This is a genomic window from Novosphingobium sp. B1, assembly GCF_900176395.1.
GTDB lineage: Bacteria > Pseudomonadota > Alphaproteobacteria > Sphingomonadales > Sphingomonadaceae > Novosphingobium.
Genome location: NZ_FWXL01000011.1, coordinates 56,867 through 75,242 on the forward strand (window position 1 = coordinate 56,867; position 18,376 = coordinate 75,242).

General features: G+C 62.2%; 16 protein-coding genes and 2 tRNA genes. 11 read left to right on the plus strand and 7 right to left on the minus strand.

What is annotated here, in order from left to right; translation table 11 throughout:
* Nucleotides 1-109 precede the first annotated feature (109 nt).
* The 3 genes from recJ (at nt 110) to B9A23_RS16780 (ending at nt 2,174) form a co-directional block, all read left to right on the plus strand.
* Nucleotides 110-1,885 (plus strand): single-stranded-DNA-specific exonuclease RecJ, encoded by a 1,776-nt coding sequence (gene recJ, locus B9A23_RS16770; protein ID WP_084280176.1) that lies wholly within the window; start codon nt 110-112, stop codon nt 1,883-1,885.
* A gap of 80 nt (nt 1,886-1,965) precedes the next feature.
* A tRNA-Glu gene (locus tag B9A23_RS16775) sits at nt 1,966-2,040 on the plus strand.
* Between the two features lie 59 nt (nt 2,041-2,099).
* Nucleotides 2,100-2,174 (plus strand) — tRNA-Glu (locus B9A23_RS16780).
* A gap of 117 nt (nt 2,175-2,291) precedes the next feature.
* Here the strand turns inward: B9A23_RS16780 and B9A23_RS16785 are convergent.
* The 5 genes from B9A23_RS16785 to B9A23_RS16805 all read right to left on the minus strand — a co-directional run bounded on the left by B9A23_RS16785 (nt 2,292) and on the right by B9A23_RS16805 (nt 8,435).
* A complete protein-coding gene (locus tag B9A23_RS16785; RefSeq protein WP_084280177.1) occupies nt 2,292-3,623 on the minus strand; it encodes a family 1 glycosylhydrolase in 1,332 nt (443 codons plus the stop codon).
* 1 nt (nt 3,624) lies between these two features.
* Nucleotides 3,625-4,545 (minus strand): alpha/beta hydrolase, encoded by a 921-nt coding sequence (locus B9A23_RS16790; RefSeq protein ID WP_084280217.1) that lies wholly within the window; start codon nt 4,543-4,545, stop codon nt 3,625-3,627.
* A 90-nt stretch (nt 4,546-4,635) separates the two neighbouring features.
* Nucleotides 4,636-7,014 carry a TonB-dependent receptor gene (locus B9A23_RS16795; RefSeq protein WP_084280178.1) on the minus strand — a complete coding sequence of 793 codons (2,379 nt, stop codon included), beginning with the start codon at nt 7,012-7,014 and terminating at the stop codon, nt 4,636-4,638.
* Between the two features lie 94 nt (nt 7,015-7,108).
* Complete coding sequence (locus B9A23_RS16800; protein WP_084280179.1) at nt 7,109-7,513, minus strand: C-glycoside deglycosidase beta subunit domain-containing protein; 405 nt, start codon at nt 7,511-7,513, stop codon at nt 7,109-7,111.
* Entirely contained in the window at nt 7,506-8,435 is a 930-nt protein-coding gene (locus tag B9A23_RS16805) for a sugar phosphate isomerase/epimerase family protein (RefSeq protein WP_084280180.1), read from the minus strand. Before B9A23_RS16805 ends, B9A23_RS16800 begins: the two co-directional genes overlap by 8 nt.
* 149 nt (nt 8,436-8,584) lie before the next feature.
* Between B9A23_RS16805 and B9A23_RS16810 the strand changes: the two genes are divergently transcribed.
* The 8 genes from B9A23_RS16810 to phoB all read left to right on the plus strand — a co-directional run bounded on the left by B9A23_RS16810 (nt 8,585) and on the right by phoB (nt 16,590).
* On the plus strand, nt 8,585-9,205 hold the full coding sequence (locus B9A23_RS16810; protein WP_084280218.1) for a TetR/AcrR family transcriptional regulator: 621 nt from the start codon (nt 8,585-8,587) through the stop codon (nt 9,203-9,205).
* Between the two features lie 143 nt (nt 9,206-9,348).
* A complete protein-coding gene (locus B9A23_RS16815; protein WP_254895166.1) occupies nt 9,349-10,512 on the plus strand; it encodes a sensor histidine kinase in 1,164 nt (387 codons plus the stop codon).
* A 90-nt stretch (nt 10,513-10,602) separates the two neighbouring features.
* On the plus strand, nt 10,603-11,643 hold the full coding sequence (locus B9A23_RS16820) for a substrate-binding domain-containing protein (protein WP_084280219.1): 1,041 nt from the start codon (nt 10,603-10,605) through the stop codon (nt 11,641-11,643).
* 23 nt (nt 11,644-11,666) lie between these two features.
* On the plus strand, nt 11,667-13,049 hold the full coding sequence (gene pstC, locus B9A23_RS16825; protein WP_084280182.1) for a phosphate ABC transporter permease subunit PstC: 1,383 nt from the start codon (nt 11,667-11,669) through the stop codon (nt 13,047-13,049).
* A 7-nt stretch (nt 13,050-13,056) separates the two neighbouring features.
* Nucleotides 13,057-14,313: a phosphate ABC transporter permease PstA gene (gene pstA / locus B9A23_RS16830; protein ID WP_254895167.1), complete on the plus strand. Its 1,257-nt coding sequence runs from the start codon at nt 13,057-13,059 to the stop codon at nt 14,311-14,313.
* A gap of 70 nt (nt 14,314-14,383) precedes the next feature.
* Nucleotides 14,384-15,130: a phosphate ABC transporter ATP-binding protein PstB gene (pstB, locus tag B9A23_RS16835; protein WP_254895168.1), complete on the plus strand. Its 747-nt coding sequence runs from the start codon at nt 14,384-14,386 to the stop codon at nt 15,128-15,130.
* A gap of 9 nt (nt 15,131-15,139) precedes the next feature.
* On the plus strand, nt 15,140-15,826 hold the full coding sequence (gene phoU / locus B9A23_RS16840; protein WP_084280185.1) for a phosphate signaling complex protein PhoU: 687 nt from the start codon (nt 15,140-15,142) through the stop codon (nt 15,824-15,826).
* Between the two features lie 74 nt (nt 15,827-15,900).
* Nucleotides 15,901-16,590, plus strand: a complete 690-nt coding sequence (gene phoB / locus B9A23_RS16845; RefSeq protein ID WP_084280220.1) for a phosphate regulon transcriptional regulator PhoB — start codon at nt 15,901-15,903, stop codon at nt 16,588-16,590.
* Between the two features lie 2 nt (nt 16,591-16,592).
* Here phoB and B9A23_RS16850 read toward each other — a convergent pair whose 3' ends face one another.
* Both B9A23_RS16850 and B9A23_RS16855 read right to left on the minus strand, forming a co-directional pair.
* Nucleotides 16,593-18,098 carry a glycosyltransferase family protein gene (locus B9A23_RS16850; RefSeq protein ID WP_084280186.1) on the minus strand — a complete coding sequence of 502 codons (1,506 nt, stop codon included), beginning with the start codon at nt 18,096-18,098 and terminating at the stop codon, nt 16,593-16,595.
* Nucleotides 18,099-18,100: 2 nt separating this feature from the next.
* Nucleotides 18,101-18,373, minus strand: coding sequence for a DUF1467 family protein (locus B9A23_RS16855; RefSeq protein WP_084280187.1), 273 nt, complete (start codon nt 18,371-18,373; stop codon nt 18,101-18,103).
* Nucleotides 18,374-18,376: the final 3 nt, after the last annotated feature.

The window sequence follows — 18,376 nt, forward strand, 5'->3', positions numbered from 1 at the left end:
CGTCTCCATCCTCAATCGATGCGACCGCCATGGACCGGGGACAAGTTTCTCATCGTGCGCAACCGCGCCTGCCCTTTTCGGTGTCCGTGTCATGGTATAGCGCAAACACATGATTCCGGTCACTGCGATAACACACTCTCTTTCCGGCCAGGCCTGGCGCTGGCGCGGCGGCAACATGGACATGGGACATGGCCTGCGCGGTCCGGCCGATGACATTGTCAACCAGCTGCTACTGTCGCGCGGGGTCACCATTGATGAGCTCGAACGCCATCGCCGGCCCACTTTGCGCGAGTTTCTTCCTGACCCGTCGATCTTCCGGGACATGGACATTGCAGCTGCGCGCCTTGCAGATGCTGTCCTTCAGGGTGAAGCGATCACGATCTACGGCGACTACGATGTCGACGGGGCGACGAGTGCAGCCTTGCTTATCCTGCTGCTGCGCGATCTTGGCGTAACGGCTGGCCACTACATTCCCGACAGGTTGCTTGAGGGATATGGTCCCTCGGGTGAAGCTCTGGTCCGGCTGGCCCAAGCGGGGTCGCAGCTTATCGTCACTGTCGATTGCGGGGCGATGGCGCATGAAGCCCTCGCCATGGCGGCTGCAGAAGGTGTCGACGTCATCGTTGTCGACCATCACAAATGCTCAGCAGAGCTTCCGCGTGCGACGGCACTGGTCAATCCCAATCGGCTCGATGAAGATGACGAGGCCGCTGCCCACGGTCATCTGGCAGCAGTAGGCGTTGCCTTCCTGCTGGCCGTCGCCACGGTTCGCGAGCTTAGGGCGCGTGGCTGGTTCGAAAGCCGTAAGGCGCCAGACCTGATGAACCTGCTCGATCTGGTCGCGCTCGGCACGGTGGCCGACGTTGCGCAGCTCAGGGGCCTGAACCGCGCGCTGGTGAGCCAGGGCCTCAAGATCATGGCACGGCGCGAGAATATCGGCCTCTCCGCGCTGATCGATGCCAGCCGCCTCAATCGAGCGCCGACCTGCAGCGATCTCGGATTCGCTCTTGGACCGCGCATCAATGCCGGTGGCCGGGTGGGTGAAGCCACGCTGGGTGTCAGGTTGCTGACGACGCAAGACCCCGAGGAGGCGCGCGAGATTTCCGCCCTCCTCTCGCAGCTCAACGAAGAGCGTCGGGCCATCGAACAGGAAGTGCAGGAAGCTGCAGAATCGCAGCTAGCGGCGCAGCACAACCGGGCGGTAATGGTGCTTTCGGGGCGCGGATGGCATCCCGGCGTGATCGGAATCGTGGCAGGCCGCATCAAGGAACGCACTGGCAAGCCGACACTCGTTATCGCCCTGGACGCCGACGAGAACGGAAAGGGCAAGGGATCGGGTCGCTCCATCACCGGGGTCGATCTTGGCGCTGCCATCATCGCTGCGCGCGAAGCGGGTCTTCTCGTCGCCGGAGGAGGCCACGCGATGGCCTGTGGGCTGACGGTAAGCCCTGACCAGCTTCAGGACCTGGCCGATTGGCTCGACGCGCGGCTGTCCCGCGATGTTACGCGGGCGCAAGCGTCGCAGTCCCTGTTGCTCGACCTCTCTCTCAGTCCCGGCGGTCTCACGCCTGAACTTGTTGAGTCGCTCGAGGCTGCAGGTCCATTCGGCGTGGGCTGGCCGGGACCGCGTGTGGCCGTGGGCCCGGTGCGCCTGGTCAAGGCCGATCTAGTCGGCACCGATCATGTGCGGATGATCGCTGCGGGAAGCGACGGGCGCTCGTTCAAGGCCATCGCCTTTCGCGCTGCCCAGACCGAGATGGGCCAGGCGCTTCTGCACGGCTCGAAAGGCCGCCAGCTCTGGCTGGCAGGGCGTGCAAAGATCGATGATTGGGGCAGCCGGCCTGCTGCGGAACTCCATGTCGAGGATGCAGCTTTTGCCGACTGACATTTTTCTTCAATTCCGTGCTTGACGCCCCGCCATACTCCCCTTAGAGGCGCGGACCTGCCCAGCGGCGCAAGCCCAGTGGCCCCTTCGTCTAGCGGTCAGGACGCGGCCCTTTCACGGCTGAAACACGGGTTCGATTCCCGTAGGGGTCACCACTTGCTTCTCCTCTTGCTTGAGGGAAGCGGCGGCGCACTATCAGGCCTTCCAGCGGAATGGCCCCTTCGTCTAGCGGTCAGGACGCGGCCCTCTCACGGCTGAAACACGGGTTCGATTCCCGTAGGGGTCACCATTGCCACGATCGGATGGGTATTTTCCAAAGCAAACTGTCGCGTCACAAGCGCACAGGTAGCCGGGGCAGACGGTAGCACCGCCCGCCCCCGCGCATCTCTTCAGCAGTCTGTCTTGCCTACAATGCGTTTCGCGCAGCGATTCGGCCAAGGACCTCGGCGCTCGGCTTCGCAGTCCGCTTGAACGTCACCCGGTCGAACGAATGCAGGCCGAAGCGGTGGTGGTAGCCAAAGCCCCACTCGAAGTTGTCGATCAAGGACCAGTGGAAGTAGCCGCGCACCGGTACACCATCGTTGATCGCGCGTTTCAGTTCTGCAAGCGCGGCCGGGATCAGCCACTGGCGCAAAGCATCATCGTCCGAATTGACGCCGTGCTCGGTGACATAGACCGGCAGCTTCGTCACCTCATGGGCATAGCGCACGGCACCCGCCAACGAGCCTGGCCAGACCTCTATCCCGCCGGCGTTGCGCCGTGCGTCTGCAGGCGCTGGAAGCGGGCCCCGATCATTCCACACCTTGCGCTCATAGTTCTGCACGCCGATGAAATCACAGGTGTCACGCGCCAGGCGCAGCCATTCGTTGTAATAGCGCTCGCGAATGCCATCGCGCATCGAGTTCTTGCCAACCGCCTGGTCGTCCAGCATCGCCAGGCTCACGCCTACCGGCAGGTCGGGCCGAACCGCCTTGATCGCGGCGAGGCCGCGACGATGACCCTCCATCATGTTGGCGCGGTAGGTCTTCGGGTCGCGGATATAGAGAGCCACGCCTGGCGTGTAGAGCGGCACGCCCAGTTGCCGGGCTGCGGCCTCCTGCGTGGCCTTGTCACCGGCCATGAGCTGCGGTGGCAGGATTTCGCCGATCACGCCTGCGAGATTGGGCTCGTTCAGCGTGGTGGCGATTTCGATGCCCGCCGCAAGATGGCGTGCAGCACGGTCGCAGAAGCGTGCGAACAGCGCAGGCGATTCCGGATTGTGCCAGCCGCACTTGGCAGCAAACCAGCGCGGCGTGGTAAAGTGGTTGAAGGTTACGACGGGCTTGAGGCCCCTCACCCGGCAGCCTTCGATCATCGCCTTGTAATGATCGAGCATGGCGTTGGAGAAGTATCCCTCGTCCGGCTCGATCCTCGCCCATTCCAGGCTGAAGCGATAGGCGTTGAGGCCCATGCCCTTGACCAGATCGAGATCGACGGGCCAAAGTTCGAAACTGTTGGCCGCGTCGCCCGAACGCTCGGCGAACGTGGTGCCGGGTACGTTTTCGATCACCCACAAGTCGGCGTTGAGGTTGTTGCCCTCGACCTGGTGGGCAGCAGTCGCGGCACCCCACAGGAAGCCTGCGGGAAATTCTGGATCAAGCGGCTTGGCCCTGGCTGCGCGCGCAAGCGCATTGCCGCCTGTCACCGCAGAAGCACCTAGAGCCACGGCAGAAGCCATCAGGCTGCGACGGTCGATCATCTTACTTCTTCTCCGTTGTCAGGAAGCCCTGCGTTCGCATCCACCGGTACAGAAGTTCGAGCCATCCTTCCTCTGGCGAACCGGCAGGGCCAGCGCCAAAGCCATGGCCGCCGGCCGAAAACAGGTGGAACTCGATCGACTTGCCGGCGCTGCGATAATTTTCAATCAAGGGCAGACCGCGCTGCCGAGCCAGCAGGAAATCATCGGCGGCTATGGCGACAAACATGGGCGGCGCATCGGCAGGTACTGTCATCGGACCCATGTTCGGGTAGATGGGCGCAGCAAAATCGGGGCGATCAGCGCCCCCCTTCTCCACGACGCTTCGGGTAAGGAAACCGCCTGCCGAAAATCCCATGAAGCCCACACGCTCGGGATCGATGCCATATCTGGCTGAACTTGCGCGCACATGGCGCAGTGCGGCTATGCCGTCTGCCAAGGCTTCGGCGGGGGTATCGGCCGGAGGTGCAAAGGCAGCCTTCTGGCCGCCGATCATCTTGCCGAGTTCGGCGACGAAGACCTTCTGGTCAGCAGGCGTCGGCAGCGTCCTGTACTTGAGGACGAAAGCAGTCACGCCATGATTGGCAAACCAGCGCGCCACTTCCCAGCCTTCCTTGTCCATTTCCAGGCCAAGGAACGCTCCCCCTGGTGCAATGATGACAGACGCTGGCAAGGCTTTCCCGATCGGCTGGAAAACAGTGAGCGTCGGCCGGGTGACGTTGCGCACTGCGTAGCGGCCCATGTCGCTGGGATGCCAGACCTCGCGATCCACCTTCTCGGCAGTCGGGAGGGTGATGGTATTGGGTTGCGCAGGCGCTGCGATCGTTTCGGTAGAAATACCCGTCTGCGCTATTGCTGACGAGCCCCAGAAGAATGCGATACCCAGGCAAAGCATCGAGCACCGAAGCGCGGGCGAGGTCGTCATCAGGTCATCCTTTTCCAGAACCGCTCCAGTCTTGGCCGGATGCAGCAAACGCAAGGGCCGCCACTTGGTGGTGGCGGCCCTCTTTGAGCATCAGAAGTTGATACCGGCACGCAAGCCGATGGTCCGTACCGATTCAAAGCTGAAACGCTGGTTGAGCGTCATCACCGGCGGGGCAACGCCCACCGGGTTGGCGTCGCCACCATCCGAACCAACCGAAATCGGGCGGATCTCGTTCGTGCAATTCTTGCAGAACAGGCTGATGTTCCAGTTGTCGGCCTTCACACCGGCGCGCAGGTCGACCGTGTCCCAGGTCGGGATGACGAACGGTGCTCCGATGCCGGCGGACTGCGGCGAGCGATGGTAGTAGCCAACGCCAAATTGCGCTTCCAGGCCCTCGGTGATCGGCGCTGCATATTCGGCGCCGAGCGTCGCGGTAAACTTCGAGGACAGCGGCAACTGATAGCCCTTGGCATTGAAAGTGCCGACGAAGCCGGGCAGCGACGAATTGATGTCAGCCTTGCAACCGCCGGTCGTCTGTGAGGGATAGCACTGCGCGCCAGGGTAATCATCGAACGTCGCATCAGCGTACGAGGCAGACCCCGAAAGGGTCAGCCCTTCGAACGGACGGGCCTGGAACGAGAAGTCGATGCCCTTGGTCGTTGCCGTCGCAGCATTGCCCAGCACGAACGTGCGCAGCGCCTGGACGAAGGCTTGGACCTGAAGGTCATAGAACTTCGTGTAGAAGCCCGAAACGCTGAACGTCAACGCGCCGTCAAGCGCCTTGCCCTTGATGCCGAGTTCGCCACCGCGCGAGATTTCCGGGCGGACGGCAAGATCGGCATTCGGAGCAGGAGCCGTATTCGAGAAGCCCGGTCCCTTGAAGCCTTCGCCGTAGAAGCCATAGAGCATCAGGTCTGGCGACGCCTGCCAGTCGAAGCCCAGCTTGTAGCTGAGATCGGTGGCATCGGTGGACTGGTCGGCAACGTTATTCTTAACGCCGAGCGTGACAAAATAATTACCGAAGTTTTCGCGCAAGTTTATCTGCGCCTTTTCATAAGTCAGGCGCGCACCGGCAGTAATCTTGAAGGTGTCGGTGAGCTGGTAGCCAAGCTGGCCAAACGCGGCATAGCTGTCGTTCTGCAGGCGGTACTGGAAGTCCTGGCCGAGGAACGAGCGGTTGCTGACACCACACGCCGGCGGCGGACCTGCGGTGACCGTGGCGCCGATGCAGAACGGAAAGCCGATGGCCACAAAGTCTGGCAAGCCATTGTTGCCACCACGGAAGCCCGAATTGTTACCGACCGAGCGATAGTAATACAGACCGAACTGGCCGGTCAGGGCATTGCCGCTGGGCAGGGCGAGACGCAGTTCCTGCGAGTATTGGTCGTACTTCTGGTTGGAACCGTTGAAGTTGAAGAAGTTGAACGGCGTCTGGTCCGAGTCGAACTGGAAATCGACCTTGGCCTGCTTCCATGCTGTGATGCTGCTCAGTTCCATGCCGTTGCCGAGGCGCAGGTTGATGTTGGCCTGAAGACCACCGGTATCGCTGTCACGGAAGTTGGGCGCGTCAGCCGCGAAGTTCAGGTTCTCCGTTCCTGCGACGAGGCCACGTGCCGGGTACTGGCTGCCAGGGCCGAACTGGCGGAAGGTGATGTCGTAGCGCCCGGTGATGCCGAGCTGGCGGTTGTAGTCGCCAATCACATAGACCGAGAGATTGTCGGTCGGCTCGAACAGCAGCTTCGCCCGCAGGCCGAGGTTTTCGAGACCAAGGTCGTTGCGTATGTTCGGATTGACCTTGCCGACCGTGATCGGGTCCTGATCGCTGTAAATCGCATTCAGGCGCAGCGCAGCCTTGTCGCCCAGCGGCGCGTTGACGGTCGAGCGGATCTGGTAACCGGTACCGTCGTCACCGGGACGGGCACGCTGGACCAGTTCGCCATCGGCGCTGAAGGAGAACTCACCAAGCTTGGGCTTGTTGGTCGTGATGTTCACCAGACCGGCCGAGGCGTTCTTGCCGAACAGCAGGCCCTGCGGCCCGTTCAGCACTTCGACGCGCGCTACGTCGTAGAATGCGTTTGCCGCATATTCACGGTTGCCGAGCACCACGTCGTCGATCACCTGCGAAACGCTGGCTTCGACCGTGTTCGAGAACGTGGCCGTGCCTACGCCACGCACCGAAAAGGTGTTGTCCTGTGCCACCTGAAGGCTTGGCGCCAACTTGGTTACAGCGGTCAGGTCGTTTGCGCCGCGCTGGACCAGCTGCTCCGCGCCAACCACGGTCACGCTGACCGGAACCTTGAGCACGTTCTCGCTGCGGCGCTGCGCGGTAACGATGATCTCGCCGGGCGCCGATGCTTCTTCGGCGGCCTGTTCATCGGCGGCTTGGGCGAAGGCGGGTACTGAAGAGAACAGCGCGATCGCTGCGATTGATACCGACTGCACGAGCCGGGTCTTCCTGCTGATGTTCATGGATTATCCTCCCTTTGAACGATTTCCGCGGCCTTTGCTTTGCCCCGCCGGTCCGCGTACCCGGCGTCCTGATTCCCGGCAGCCTGTCGCTGCTTCAAGCCTGGATGATCGTCGCGTGACGTTCGTTGCGAGCGATGGCGGGCTGGAACTCGGGCGGGAAATACGGGTGACGATAGCGGATCGCGCTGCCGACGAGATGCACCCCGCGCGTCAGGCCGCCCTGCTTCGGCACGACGACAGTGAAGTAGTCGCCAACGTAAAGCCGCGTCTGCGTCGCTTCGTTCAGTTCGTCACGGGTGTATTCCTTGCCGCCAAGGCGGAACAGGTTCCCCTCTGCCGGATAGGTCACGCCGTCGACGATAATATCGACGCCTTCGATCAGGCTCAGCCGTGACGAACGGTAATTGGCCTGACGGATGCGCACCTCGAAGCCGGTTCGCGCACCTTCGGGGCCGACATTGCGAAAGCCGGTGCTCTGGATATGGCTACGTTCAAGCATCGGCCGTCTCCGCCAAAGGTGCACCATGGGCGGCGTCATATTCTTCTTCGAGCGTCCGCAGCAGCGCGTGCTGGCGGCGTACCTGCTCAATCGCCACCCAGGGATCGCGCCTCCCTTCGTATTCGCTCGAAAGATAGCCGGCGTAGCCAAGCTTCTTGAGCATTGGCACGATCCGCTCCCACGGGATCTGATGATCGTGCAGAGCCTCGTCGATATTGTGGAACTTGGCCTGGATGAATGGCACGTACTGGATGACATCGGCCAGATGCTCGACGGGCACCTTGGTCCCGTAGACCATTTCGGGAGCGCCCTTCTTGATCGCCTCGAAATCGCCGCCACCCCAGGCGTCGAGCGGGCGATCCTGGAAGATGCCGGTGTCGATCATCAGGCCGAAATGCTTGGTGCCCGTCCGTTCGATGAAGGCCACGTAGCCTTCGGTCACCGGATGACGGATCGGCGTCGGAGCATGAATTTCGGGGAGGATCACCACGTCCAGCTGATGGGCCAGATCAAGACTACGCTCGATCGCGCCTTCCCAGATCGGGTCGGGCGTCAGTTCACGATCCATCACCCCAAACTTGGGCCGAATGAACTTGAAGCCGAGACGATGCGCCAACCGCAAGTCCTGCGCGATCTGCGCGGCACCCTCTTCTTCCGACATCCTGCGATCGATCTGTATGCGGGTATCAACCCAGCAGGCCAAGTTGGTCGGCTCAAGGCGGTAGCGCTCAAGCTTGGCAAACCAGTCATCGATCCACGAAACCGGAGGCTCCGGATAGAGCGGAACACTGGTCTCGCCAAGAATCTCGATGCCGGTCGATCCCGTATCGGCGACGTGGTCGAACGCATCATCGAGCGTCATCACGGTGCCGAAGTCATCGGTATAGCTGTACAGCGAAACGCCGTACTTGAAGCCTGTCACAGGACGATCTCCCTAGGGCGGCGCCTTTAATTATCACCGCTAATTTTCGCTTCTTAGCACCGCTTAATAGCCGTGCAAGTGGAATTTATCAGCGCTCATTAAGACGGATGAGGCTTGCGAAGATTTGCAATTCCCCGCACATGAGCGCGATGACCATCAGGCCGGTGACCAGAGAAAGGCGGGGCAGACCCTCGCACAGGGAAGACCTGCGTCTCGAGCTGCTGGAAGCCGCCAAGACGGTCATCGCGCGCGAGGGCTATGAGGCTCTGTCGATGCGCAAGCTGGCCGAAGAAATCGGCGTCAGTTCCGCGGCGCCTTACCATCACTTTCCCGATCGTCAGGCGTTGCTGCTGGCCGTTGCGGTGGATGGCTACAGAACGATGTTCGCAGACGCTTTCGCAGGTGTCGTCAGCAGCGAACCGCGCGAGAGGTTGCGCGGACTTCTGATGAATTTCCTTCACTTCTCGACCGCGAACCGTCGCACATTCGCCCTCATGTACGAAAGCGAGCTGGTGCGCGAAGGGCTCGCGCCGGAAATCCGGGCGGAGCAGGATCTCGGTTTCCGGCAGATGCACCAGCTTGTGCAGTCCGTGTGTCCTGACCTTTCAGATCACGAACGCGGCATCCGAATGGCGACGATGTGGTGCGCCGTGTTTGGCTTCGCGCTGCAATCCAACCGGGCCATGATCCGCACCCCGCAACCCGAGCCGGAGCCGCAGGCCCTGGCCGCTGCCGTCGTCACCCAGGCGATGCGACTTCTGGAGAGTTAGGGCCGCAGCTTGCATGGCGGTCGCTGCGTCGCCTATTCCGGCTGCAATATGCGCGAAACACTAGTCGGCGATTCGGATTTTGAACCGCTGACGATGGCGTGATTCGACTTGGGATAATGCCGCTGCCACTCTCCAATCTTCCTATGCCGAGCATCGTGGTTGCGTTCTGCTCGGTGCTTGTCATGTATTTCGGCGGCGCCGGATTCTGGATGTCGGCTGCCGTCCTGCCGGTCTGGCTGGCAACGCTTTGGCTGGCGCGCCCCGAACCAACGGTCGAAACCCGTGACGACGATGATGGCAGCGTATCCCGTCAGGCGATGATCGACCTCATCGAGCCTTTCGGCTTGCCCGTCCTGATGCTTGACGGCCAACGGATCAGCAATGCCAATGCGGCCGCGCGCGAAGAGCTGGGAGCGCACATCGTCGGTCAGGACGCACGCGTCGCCTTGCGCCATCCCGAAGCAGTCCGCCTCCTGCAACAGCCCCAAGGCCGTGCGCTGGTTCGCGGACTGACCGGCGCTCGCTCGATCTGGCAGGTCAGCCGCGTACCGATCGACGAGCGTTTCTCGCTCATCGAGATGGTCAATCGCACGGCAGAGGCCGACATCAGCCGGGCCCACACCGATTTCGTTGCCAATGCCAGCCACGAACTGCGCACGCCGCTGGCCTCGATCATCGGTTACATCGAAACACTCGCCGATCCTGACGCCAAGGTCGACAAGGCCACTACGGCCAAGTTTCACGCCACCGTGCTCCGCGAGGCGCGCCGACTGCAAAGCCTCGTCGAAGACTTGATGTCGCTCTCGCGGATCGAGGCCGAAAAGCACGAACTCCCGCGCGACCGGATCGACATCGGACAGATGGTCGGCTCCATCGCCAGTGAAATCACGATGACTGCGGGCGAGGAGCGTCTGGCCGCGACGACTGGAGATGCCATCGTTCTGGGAGACCGGCAGCAGCTTGACCAGTTGGTCCGCAACCTGATCGACAATGCCATGAAATATGGCGACCCCGCACAACCGGTGCAGGTTTCAATCACCGCAGCCAACGGCGAGGCAGAACTGGTCGTCACGGACCGCGGCGAAGGCATCCACCCGGATCATCTGCCCTACCTGACGCGTCGGTTCTACCGCACCGATCCGGGCCGGAGCCGCGCGGTAGGAGGCACCGGGCTGGGCCTGGCGATCGTCAAGCACATCGTCGAACGCCATCGCGGCAAGCTCGATATCGCGTCGACCCAAGGCATCGGAACGACAGTAACCGTGCGCATTCCTCTGGCCCCGGTCGATCATGTTTCCGAAGATTGACGGGCTGTTGCTGCCACTGTCATAAACCTGTCACGCAACCGTCGCATTGGCCGCCCTGCCAACAGGGATGAAGGCTTGGAAACCATGTCGATGATTCGCAACATTTCGCTTTCTGCTGCCGCTATCGGCGCTCTTGCTCTTGCCGGCTGTGGAAGCCAGGAAGCGGCCACTCGCGACCAGGTTCGCGCGGTCGGCTCGTCCACCGTATACCCCTTCGCCAAGGCGGTTGCGGAATCTCTTGCCAAGTCAGATTCGTCGCTGAAGTCGCCGATCATTGAATCGACCGGCACTGGTGCGGGCATGAAACTGTTCTGCGCCGGCGTCGGTGCACAGCACCCCGACATCGAGAACGCCTCGCGCCGCATGAAGAAGTCGGAATTCGAGGATTGCGCGAAGAACGGCGTGAAGGAGATCGTCGAAATCCAGGTTGGCCTCGATGGCGTCGCCTTTGCCGAAGCCCAGGGTGGCCCCGGCATCGCGCTGACCCCGGAAGACGTCTACAAGGCGCTCGCCAAGAACCCTTATGGCAAGGCGAACACTGCCAAGACCTGGAAGGACGTCAACCCGTCGCTTCCGAACGAGCCGATCCTTGTCTACGGCCCTCCGTCGACCTCGGGCACGCGCGATGCACTCAAGGAACTGATCCTGATCAAGGGTTGCGATGAGAACGCCGAGATGAAGGCGCTCAAGGACAGCGACAAGGACAAGCACGACAAGATCTGCGGAGAAGTGCGCGATGACGGCGCCTATGTCGATGCAGGGGAAAACGACAACCTGATCGTCCAGAAGATCGAGGCGAACCCGAAGGCCATCGGCATCTTCGGCTACTCCTACCTTGAAGAGAACAAGGGCCGTATCAAGGGCCTGACCATGAAGGGCGTCGAGCCGACCTACGCGACGATTTCGGACTTCTCCTATCCTGGTGCTCGTCCGCTCTACATCTACGTGAAGAAGGCGCACCTGAAGGCAATTCCCGGCTTGCAGGCATTTGTCACCGAATGGTCAAAGCTGTGGGGCAAGGATGGCGTGCTCAGCAAGCTCGGCATGGTCGTCGCACCTGATGATGTGCTTGCGGGGAGCGCGAAGGCTGTTAACGACCTGCCGGTCCTTGATGGTTCGCAGCTTAAGTAAGAATTGGGGGTAGTACCGGGGTCATGTCGCCAGCCATCCTGCTTTTGCTCGCCCTTGGGCTGGGCCTTCTTGGTTGGCTGGCGGCACGGTCGCGCGCCTGGGCGTTCCGCAAGGCCGCTCCAACCACCCGGCTCCATTCCCTTCCGAACTTTCACGGTTGGTACGTCGCTCTCTGGATCGGCGTGCCTGCCCTGCTCTTCGCGGTTATCTGGAATGCTGTCAGCCCGGTCCTGATCACCAGCCAAGTCCTGGCCGATCCGGCTGCATCGCTGCTTCCGGGCTTCGGGTTCGAGCGCGAGACCATGCTTGCCGAGGCCCGTGCCGTGGCCGAGGGTCGCGCATTCGGCGTGTTCAACGAAGAAGCGCAGGGCCTCATCGCGCCCTATCGCGCAGCAATCACGCTGTACGATTCCATTGGCCTGGTAATCACGATACTTGTCGCCTTCGCAGGCGGCGCTTTTGCGTTCACGCGACTCAAGCCCGATTTCACCGCGCGGACCCGCGTCGAACGTGCCGTGATGGCGCTCCTGCTGGTTGCCTCGCTGGTGGCGATCCTGACGACTGTCGGCATCATCGTCAGCCTCGTGTTCGAAACAGTGCGCTTCTTCGGCATGGTCTCGCCGATCGATTTCCTGTTCGGCACGCACTGGTCGCCCGACCCGATGAGCTCGGGATCGCCGGACGGCAGCGACTACGGCGCCATCCCGCTATTCTGGGGAACGATCTACATCGGCGCGATCATTGCCATGATCGTTGCCATCCCGCTCGGGCTGATGAGCGCCATCTTCCTTACGCAATACGCCAGCAACGGCGTGCGCAAGGTGCTGAAGCCCATGCTCGAGATTCTCGCCGGCGTGCCGACGGTCGTTTACGGCTACTTTGCCGCGCTGACGGTTGCGCCGATGGTGCGCGATGCTGCACAGGCCATCGGCATCTCCAGCGCCTCGACCGAAAGCGCTGTGGCGGCAGGCCTTGTCATGGGTGTGATGATCATCCCGTTCGTGTCTTCAATGGCCGACGATTCCATAGCCGCCGTGCCGCAGGCGATGCGCGACGGCAGCCTTGCCATGGGCGCCACCACTTCGGAGACAATCCGCAAGGTTCTGATCCCAGCCGCCCTTCCCGGGATCGTCGCCGGCGTGATGCTCGCCGTCAGCCGCGCGATCGGCGAAACGATGATCGTCGTGATGGCCGCAGGCGCTTCGGCCAACCTTACCGCCAATCCGTTCGAAAGCATGACCACGGTCACGTTCCAGATCGTTGCCATGCTGACCGGCGAAGGCAGCTTCGACCATCCAGCCACGCTTTCGGCGTTCGCGCTCGGCATGGTCCTGTTCCTTGTCACCCTCACGCTGAACTTCATCGCCCTGCGCGTGGTGAAGCGCTACCGCGAAGCCTATGAGTGATCCTGCGATGACCGACACCACTTCAGATGTGCAGGCGCGCAGGCGGGCGCTGATGGACAAGGGGCTCGCGCGCCGCCGCGCCGCCGACAAGCGCTTCCGCTGGCTGGGTTTTGCCGCCGTGGCGTTTTCGGCGTTGATGCTGGCGTTTCTGCTGGTCAACATGAGTTCGGCCGGCATTGCCGGATTCCAGCGCAGCGAAGTGCGTTTCGACATTCCGCTCGCAGGCGCGATGCAAATCGACGCCAAGCGCCTTGCCCAGCCCGATCCCAGCGGCGGGCTCGAACTTGCAGGCATCGAGAAGGTCGTCGAGGGCGCGGCGAAGACCGCACTTGGCGCGCAAGCCGATGATCTTGTCGCCCAGGGTGCATGGCGCGAGGTGGCGACTGCCATTGTCGAGGACCCCACGCTCCTGAGCCGCACCTACAGCGCCTCGCTCCCCGCCAGTGACGATCTTGCCGCCGCCCAGCGCGGCGAAGGCGAGCCGGCGATGCAGCAGCTCGCAACAAAGCTGGTCAGCGAAGGCAAGCTGGTCCGTGTCTTCGACAAGGGCTTTCTCAGCCGCTCGGACGCAACCAGCCCCCAGTCGGTGGGCATCTGGGGTGCGCTGAAGGGCTCGATCCTGACGATGTTCATCACGCTTGTCCTGGCCTTCCCGGTCGGCGTGCTCTCCGCGCTTTACCTCGAGGAATACGCGCCCAAGAACCGCTGGACGGAGTGGATCGAGATTTCGATCAACAATCTGGCCGCGGTGCCTTCGATCATCTTCGGTCTGCTCGGGCTTGCCGTATTTCTGGCCCTGTTTCCGCACTATCGTTCGGCCCCGCTGATCGGTGGCATGACTCTCGCGCTGATGACCATGCCGGTCATCGTCATCTCGGGCCGCAACGCGATCAAGGCGGTTCCACCCTCGATCCGCGATGCCGCGCTGGCGATCGGTGCAAGCAAGGTCCAGGTCGTCTTCAACCACGTCTTGCCCCTTGCCTTGCCCGGCATCCTCACCGGCACGATCATCGGCATGGCCCGCGCCCTGGGAGAGACCGCTCCCCTGCTGATGATCGGCATGCGCGCGTTTGTGTCCAGCCCGCCCACGGACTTCACCTCGCCTTCAAGCGTGCTGCCGGTGCAGATCTTCCTGTGGTCCGACGAGATCGACCGCGGCTTCGTCGAGCGCACCAGCGCCGCGATCGTCGTCCTGCTCGTCTTCCTTCTCCTGATGAACGGCCTTGCGATCTACCTGCGCAACCGTTTCGAAAAGCGGTGGTAAAATGAACGCTGAAGCGATCCAGACAGCCGTGAAGGCAGACGACAAGCCCTACTTCGATGCGCCGTCGAAGATGAGCGCGAAGAATGTATCGGTCTTCTACGGCGAGAAGCGGGCGATCGACGATGTCTCGATCGAGATCCCGCAGCGCTACGTAACGGCTTTCATCGGCCCGTCGGGCTGCGGCAAGTCGACCTTCCTGCGCACCCTCAACCGCATGAACGACACCATCGCCAGTGCCAAGGTCGAAGGCGACATCCTGCTCGATGGCGAGGATATCTACAAATCGGGCATGGACGTCGTGCAGCTCCGCGCCCGCGTGGGCATGGTGTTCCAGAAGCCCAATCCCTTCCCCAAGTCGATCTACGAAAACATCGCCTACGGACCCAAGATCCACGGCATCACCGGCAGCAAGGCCGAGCTTGACGAAATCGTCGAGCAGTCGCTGCGCCGGGCCGGCTTGTGGGATGAAGTCAAGGATCGCCTCAACGACAGCGGCACTGCGCTTTCCGGCGGTCAGCAGCAGCGCCTATGCATCGCCCGCGCCATTGCCGTCGATCCAGAGGTGATCCTGATGGACGAGCCATGCTCCGCGCTGGATCCCATCGCCACCGCTCGCATCGAGGAACTGATTGACGAGTTGCGCGGCCGCTATGCCATCGTCATCGTCACCCATTCGATGCAGCAGGCAGCGCGCGTGTCCCAGCGGACGGCGTTCTTCCACCTTGGCAAGATCGTCGAATACGGCAAGACTTCCGATATCTTCACCAATCCGCGCGAGGAACGGACGAAGGACTACATCACCGGGCGTTACGGGTAAGGGGAAGAGATGGTGGCCGAACATACCGTCAAGGCATTCGACGAGGACATCACCCGGCTGCGCGGCCTGGTTGCGGAAATGGGCGGCCTTGCCGAACTGTCCGTGTCCGAGGCGATGGACGCACTGCTGCGCGGAGACCGGGATCTTGCCGCCGGCGTGATCGCCCGCGACAAGCGCATCGACCAGCTCGAAGCCGAGGTCGACAAGCTTGCAATCCGCGTCCTTGCCCTTCGCGCTCCGATGGCGGACGATCTGCGCGAGGTCATTGCCGCCCTCAAGATTGCTGGCGTGATCGAACGCATCGGCGATTATGCCAAGAACATCGCCAAGCGCGTCGGCATCATCGAAGGCCGCAAGCGATTCGAGCCGCTGACGCTGATTCCGGCAATGAACGACCTTGCGGCAGAGATGGTGCACGACGTGCTCACGGCGTTTGCCGCGCGCGATCCGGTGGCCGCTGCCGAGATCGTCCAGCGCGATGCCAAGGTCGATGCGTTCTACGATTCGATCTTCCGCAATCTCGTGTCGTTCATGGTCGAGAACCCCGCGACCATCAGCAGCGCCGCGCAGCTCCTGTTCGTGGCGCGCAATATCGAGCGTATTGGCGACCACGCCACCAACATTGCCGAAATGGTCTATTATGCCGCAACGGGCATGAACCTGCCGGACCGCGAGGAAGTGCTGCCGCCAGCTTGAAGCCCTTTTCGGGTTTCGTCACAGCACGGTAACAATGGTCGTGTCTTGGCAAACTGACCGTCATGGAGGTTTGCGTGCCTGCTCCCAAGTTGCTGCTGGTTGAAGACGATACGGCCCTCGCCGAGCTGGTAGAATACCGGTTTCGGGGAGAAGGCTATGATGTGCGCACCACCGATGATGGCGACGAGGCCCTGCTTCTCGCTGCCGAAGATGCACCCGATCTCGTCCTTCTGGACTGGATGATCGGCGGCACGAGCGGCATTGAGGTGTGCCGTCGCCTGCGTCGCAACAAGGAGACGGCGCACGTCCCGATCATCATGCTCACCGCCCGATCCGATGAGGAAGACCGGATCCGCGGCCTCGAGATCGGCGCTGACGACTATGTCACCAAGCCCTTCTCTCCCCGCGAACTGATCGCCCGGGTCAGCGCCGTTTTGCGCCGGGTTCGCCCTGCCCTGGCTGGCGAGACCATCACTGTCGGAGACTTGTCGCTGGACCCCACCGCGCATCGCGTCGCCCGGCGCGGCACGCCAATGAAAGTCGGCCCCACCGAATTTCGGCTCTTGCGGCATTTCATGGAGCACCCCGGTCGCGTCTTCTCTCGCGGACAACTGCTTGACGCCGTGTGGGGAAGCGGGAGCGATATCGAACTGCGCACGGTCGATGTGCATATCCGCCGCTTGCGGCAGGCGATCGCCATCCCTGGAGCTGCAGATCCGGTGCGTACCGTCCGCTCCGCCGGCTACGCCCTCGAAGGCGTCTGACCCTACTTGTCGAGCCGCTGCAGCACAGTGTTGTAATCGAGATCGCCGGCAGGCTCGGTACAGGATCCCGCCCTCGCCAGCACGCAATACTGCTGCTCGAACAACGGCTTGCGTGGCGACATGCAACCCATGAAGCGGTAGGCCTGCGGCAGTTCCCGCATGTGTTCGGCTGGCACGACCACCACGTTGAAGCGAGTTTGGGCGTCGCTCGCGCGCCTTGCGGCGTCGGGTCCGTCGATCAGCAGCGTCGGGACTTCGCGATTGAGCACCGCGCGCGACACGAACGGCACATCTCGCACGCGATAGGTCGCCAACCCGCACAATCCGGCCTGCGCTCGAACCGTGCGCATGGCACGCAGCGGCGCTTTCCCAACTCCCCAATTGATCACGAACGGCTCACTGGCAGCGACCTGTACCGACGCTGCTGTCCACAATCCAAGTATCAGCAGCACACTGCCGCGCGGCGCTACGCGCCCTCGCCGCGCACGGAGCCAGTCGAGGAAGTCGGCCGAGCCGATCGCAGCCAGCAATATCAGGAGCAGGACTGCGAGGAGGATGAAGCGATATTCCTTGTGGCTGATCGCCGAATGCACACCGATCACCGCTACCGCCGTCGCCAGCAGCATCGGATATCGCCTCGCGCCGAATACGAGCGCAGGGACAAGGGCAATTGCGATGTACTGCCATTCCCAGCCCAGCACCCGCAGATACCAGTCGGCGCCTTCGACGCCATAGGCGTGGCTGCGCTGGGCAACCACGTTGGCAAAGACGTTGTTATACACCCACTGCAGCGGCGGCTGACCCATTGCAGCATTGGCCACGACGTCGAAGCCTACGCCACAGGCCGCACCGGCGAGAAGCGGCACCCACCCCTTGCGAATGTCCAGACGCCCTGCCCAGATGAAGGGAATGGCAAGCGCAGGACCGAGCGGGAAACGTGTGATGAACCCCAGACCGAGCAGAAGCCCGCCCCAGAAGGCATGCTTCGAAGCATGTTCGTCCCGAAACCGCGCAAGCATGGCAACGCCAGGCAATATGGCCAGCGCTGAAAAGGTATCACTTGACGTGCGCGGGGCAAAATAGGCGAAATCCACCCAGATTGAGGCTACGAATGCGGCAACGATGGCATGACGCCTGCTCAACCGAAATCCCAGCGACCAGCCCGCCCACACTGTACCAATTGACGCAAGGGCCATTGCCAGCCGTGGCAGTATCAGGTGCAGTTCACTGTCCGGAGCAAGGGCGTGGCCCAGCCACACAGGCGGGAGCATCGCCAGCGGGATCAGCCAGCTGCGTATGCCAAGCCTGATATCCCAGGTGCGTATCCAGTCACCGGTCAGAAGCCCGTAGGCTGGCTCGATGTATTGCCAGATTTCGTCGGCGTGATGATAGACCGTGAAGAGTGCGATCGGGACGCGAACCGCCAATGCCAGCGCCATGATCGACAGCAACGCCGGATCGATCCTGCGCTTGCCATCAGCTACCTTGCTGCCTGCCCCCTCCAGCACTTTCAGTGCGAGAAGTAGGTCGTCAGATCGAGATCTTCGACCGTGATCCAGCCATTGAAGTAGTTCGCATAGAAGAAGGCGAACATCACGGCGGAAAGCAGCGTCGCCCTGATAACCAGCTTGCGCGGATCGAAGTTGCCGGGCGCGCTGTCAGCCTGACCCAGCACCTTTTCCTTGCCGAGTTCGTCATGGGTTCGCACCCCGAACGGCAGCACGAGAAACGCTGCCATGACCCAGAACAGCCCGTAGATGGCGAAGATCGAGGTTACTCGCATCGG

Coding starts and splice junctions, on each gene's coding strand:
- recJ (WP_084280176.1), top strand. CDS start 110: ATGATTCCGGTCACTGCGATAACACACTCTCTTTCCGGCCAGGCCTGG.
- B9A23_RS16785 (WP_084280177.1), bottom strand. CDS start 3,623: ATGATCGACCGTCGCAGCCTGATGGCTTCTGCCGTGGCTCTAGGTGCT.
- B9A23_RS16790 (WP_084280217.1), bottom strand. CDS start 4,545: ATGACGACCTCGCCCGCGCTTCGGTGCTCGATGCTTTGCCTGGGTATC.
- B9A23_RS16795 (WP_084280178.1), bottom strand. CDS start 7,014: ATGAACATCAGCAGGAAGACCCGGCTCGTGCAGTCGGTATCAATCGCA.
- B9A23_RS16800 (WP_084280179.1), bottom strand. CDS start 7,513: ATGCTTGAACGTAGCCATATCCAGAGCACCGGCTTTCGCAATGTCGGC.
- B9A23_RS16810 (WP_084280218.1), top strand. CDS start 8,585: ATGACCATCAGGCCGGTGACCAGAGAAAGGCGGGGCAGACCCTCGCAC.
- B9A23_RS16815 (WP_254895166.1), top strand. CDS start 9,349: ATGCCGAGCATCGTGGTTGCGTTCTGCTCGGTGCTTGTCATGTATTTC.
- B9A23_RS16820 (WP_084280219.1), top strand. CDS start 10,603: ATGATTCGCAACATTTCGCTTTCTGCTGCCGCTATCGGCGCTCTTGCT.
- pstC (WP_084280182.1), top strand. CDS start 11,667: ATGTCGCCAGCCATCCTGCTTTTGCTCGCCCTTGGGCTGGGCCTTCTT.
- pstA (WP_254895167.1), top strand. CDS start 13,057: ATGACCGACACCACTTCAGATGTGCAGGCGCGCAGGCGGGCGCTGATG.
- pstB (WP_254895168.1), top strand. CDS start 14,384: ATGAGCGCGAAGAATGTATCGGTCTTCTACGGCGAGAAGCGGGCGATC.
- phoU (WP_084280185.1), top strand. CDS start 15,140: ATGGTGGCCGAACATACCGTCAAGGCATTCGACGAGGACATCACCCGG.
- B9A23_RS16855 (WP_084280187.1), bottom strand. CDS start 18,373: ATGCGAGTAACCTCGATCTTCGCCATCTACGGGCTGTTCTGGGTCATG.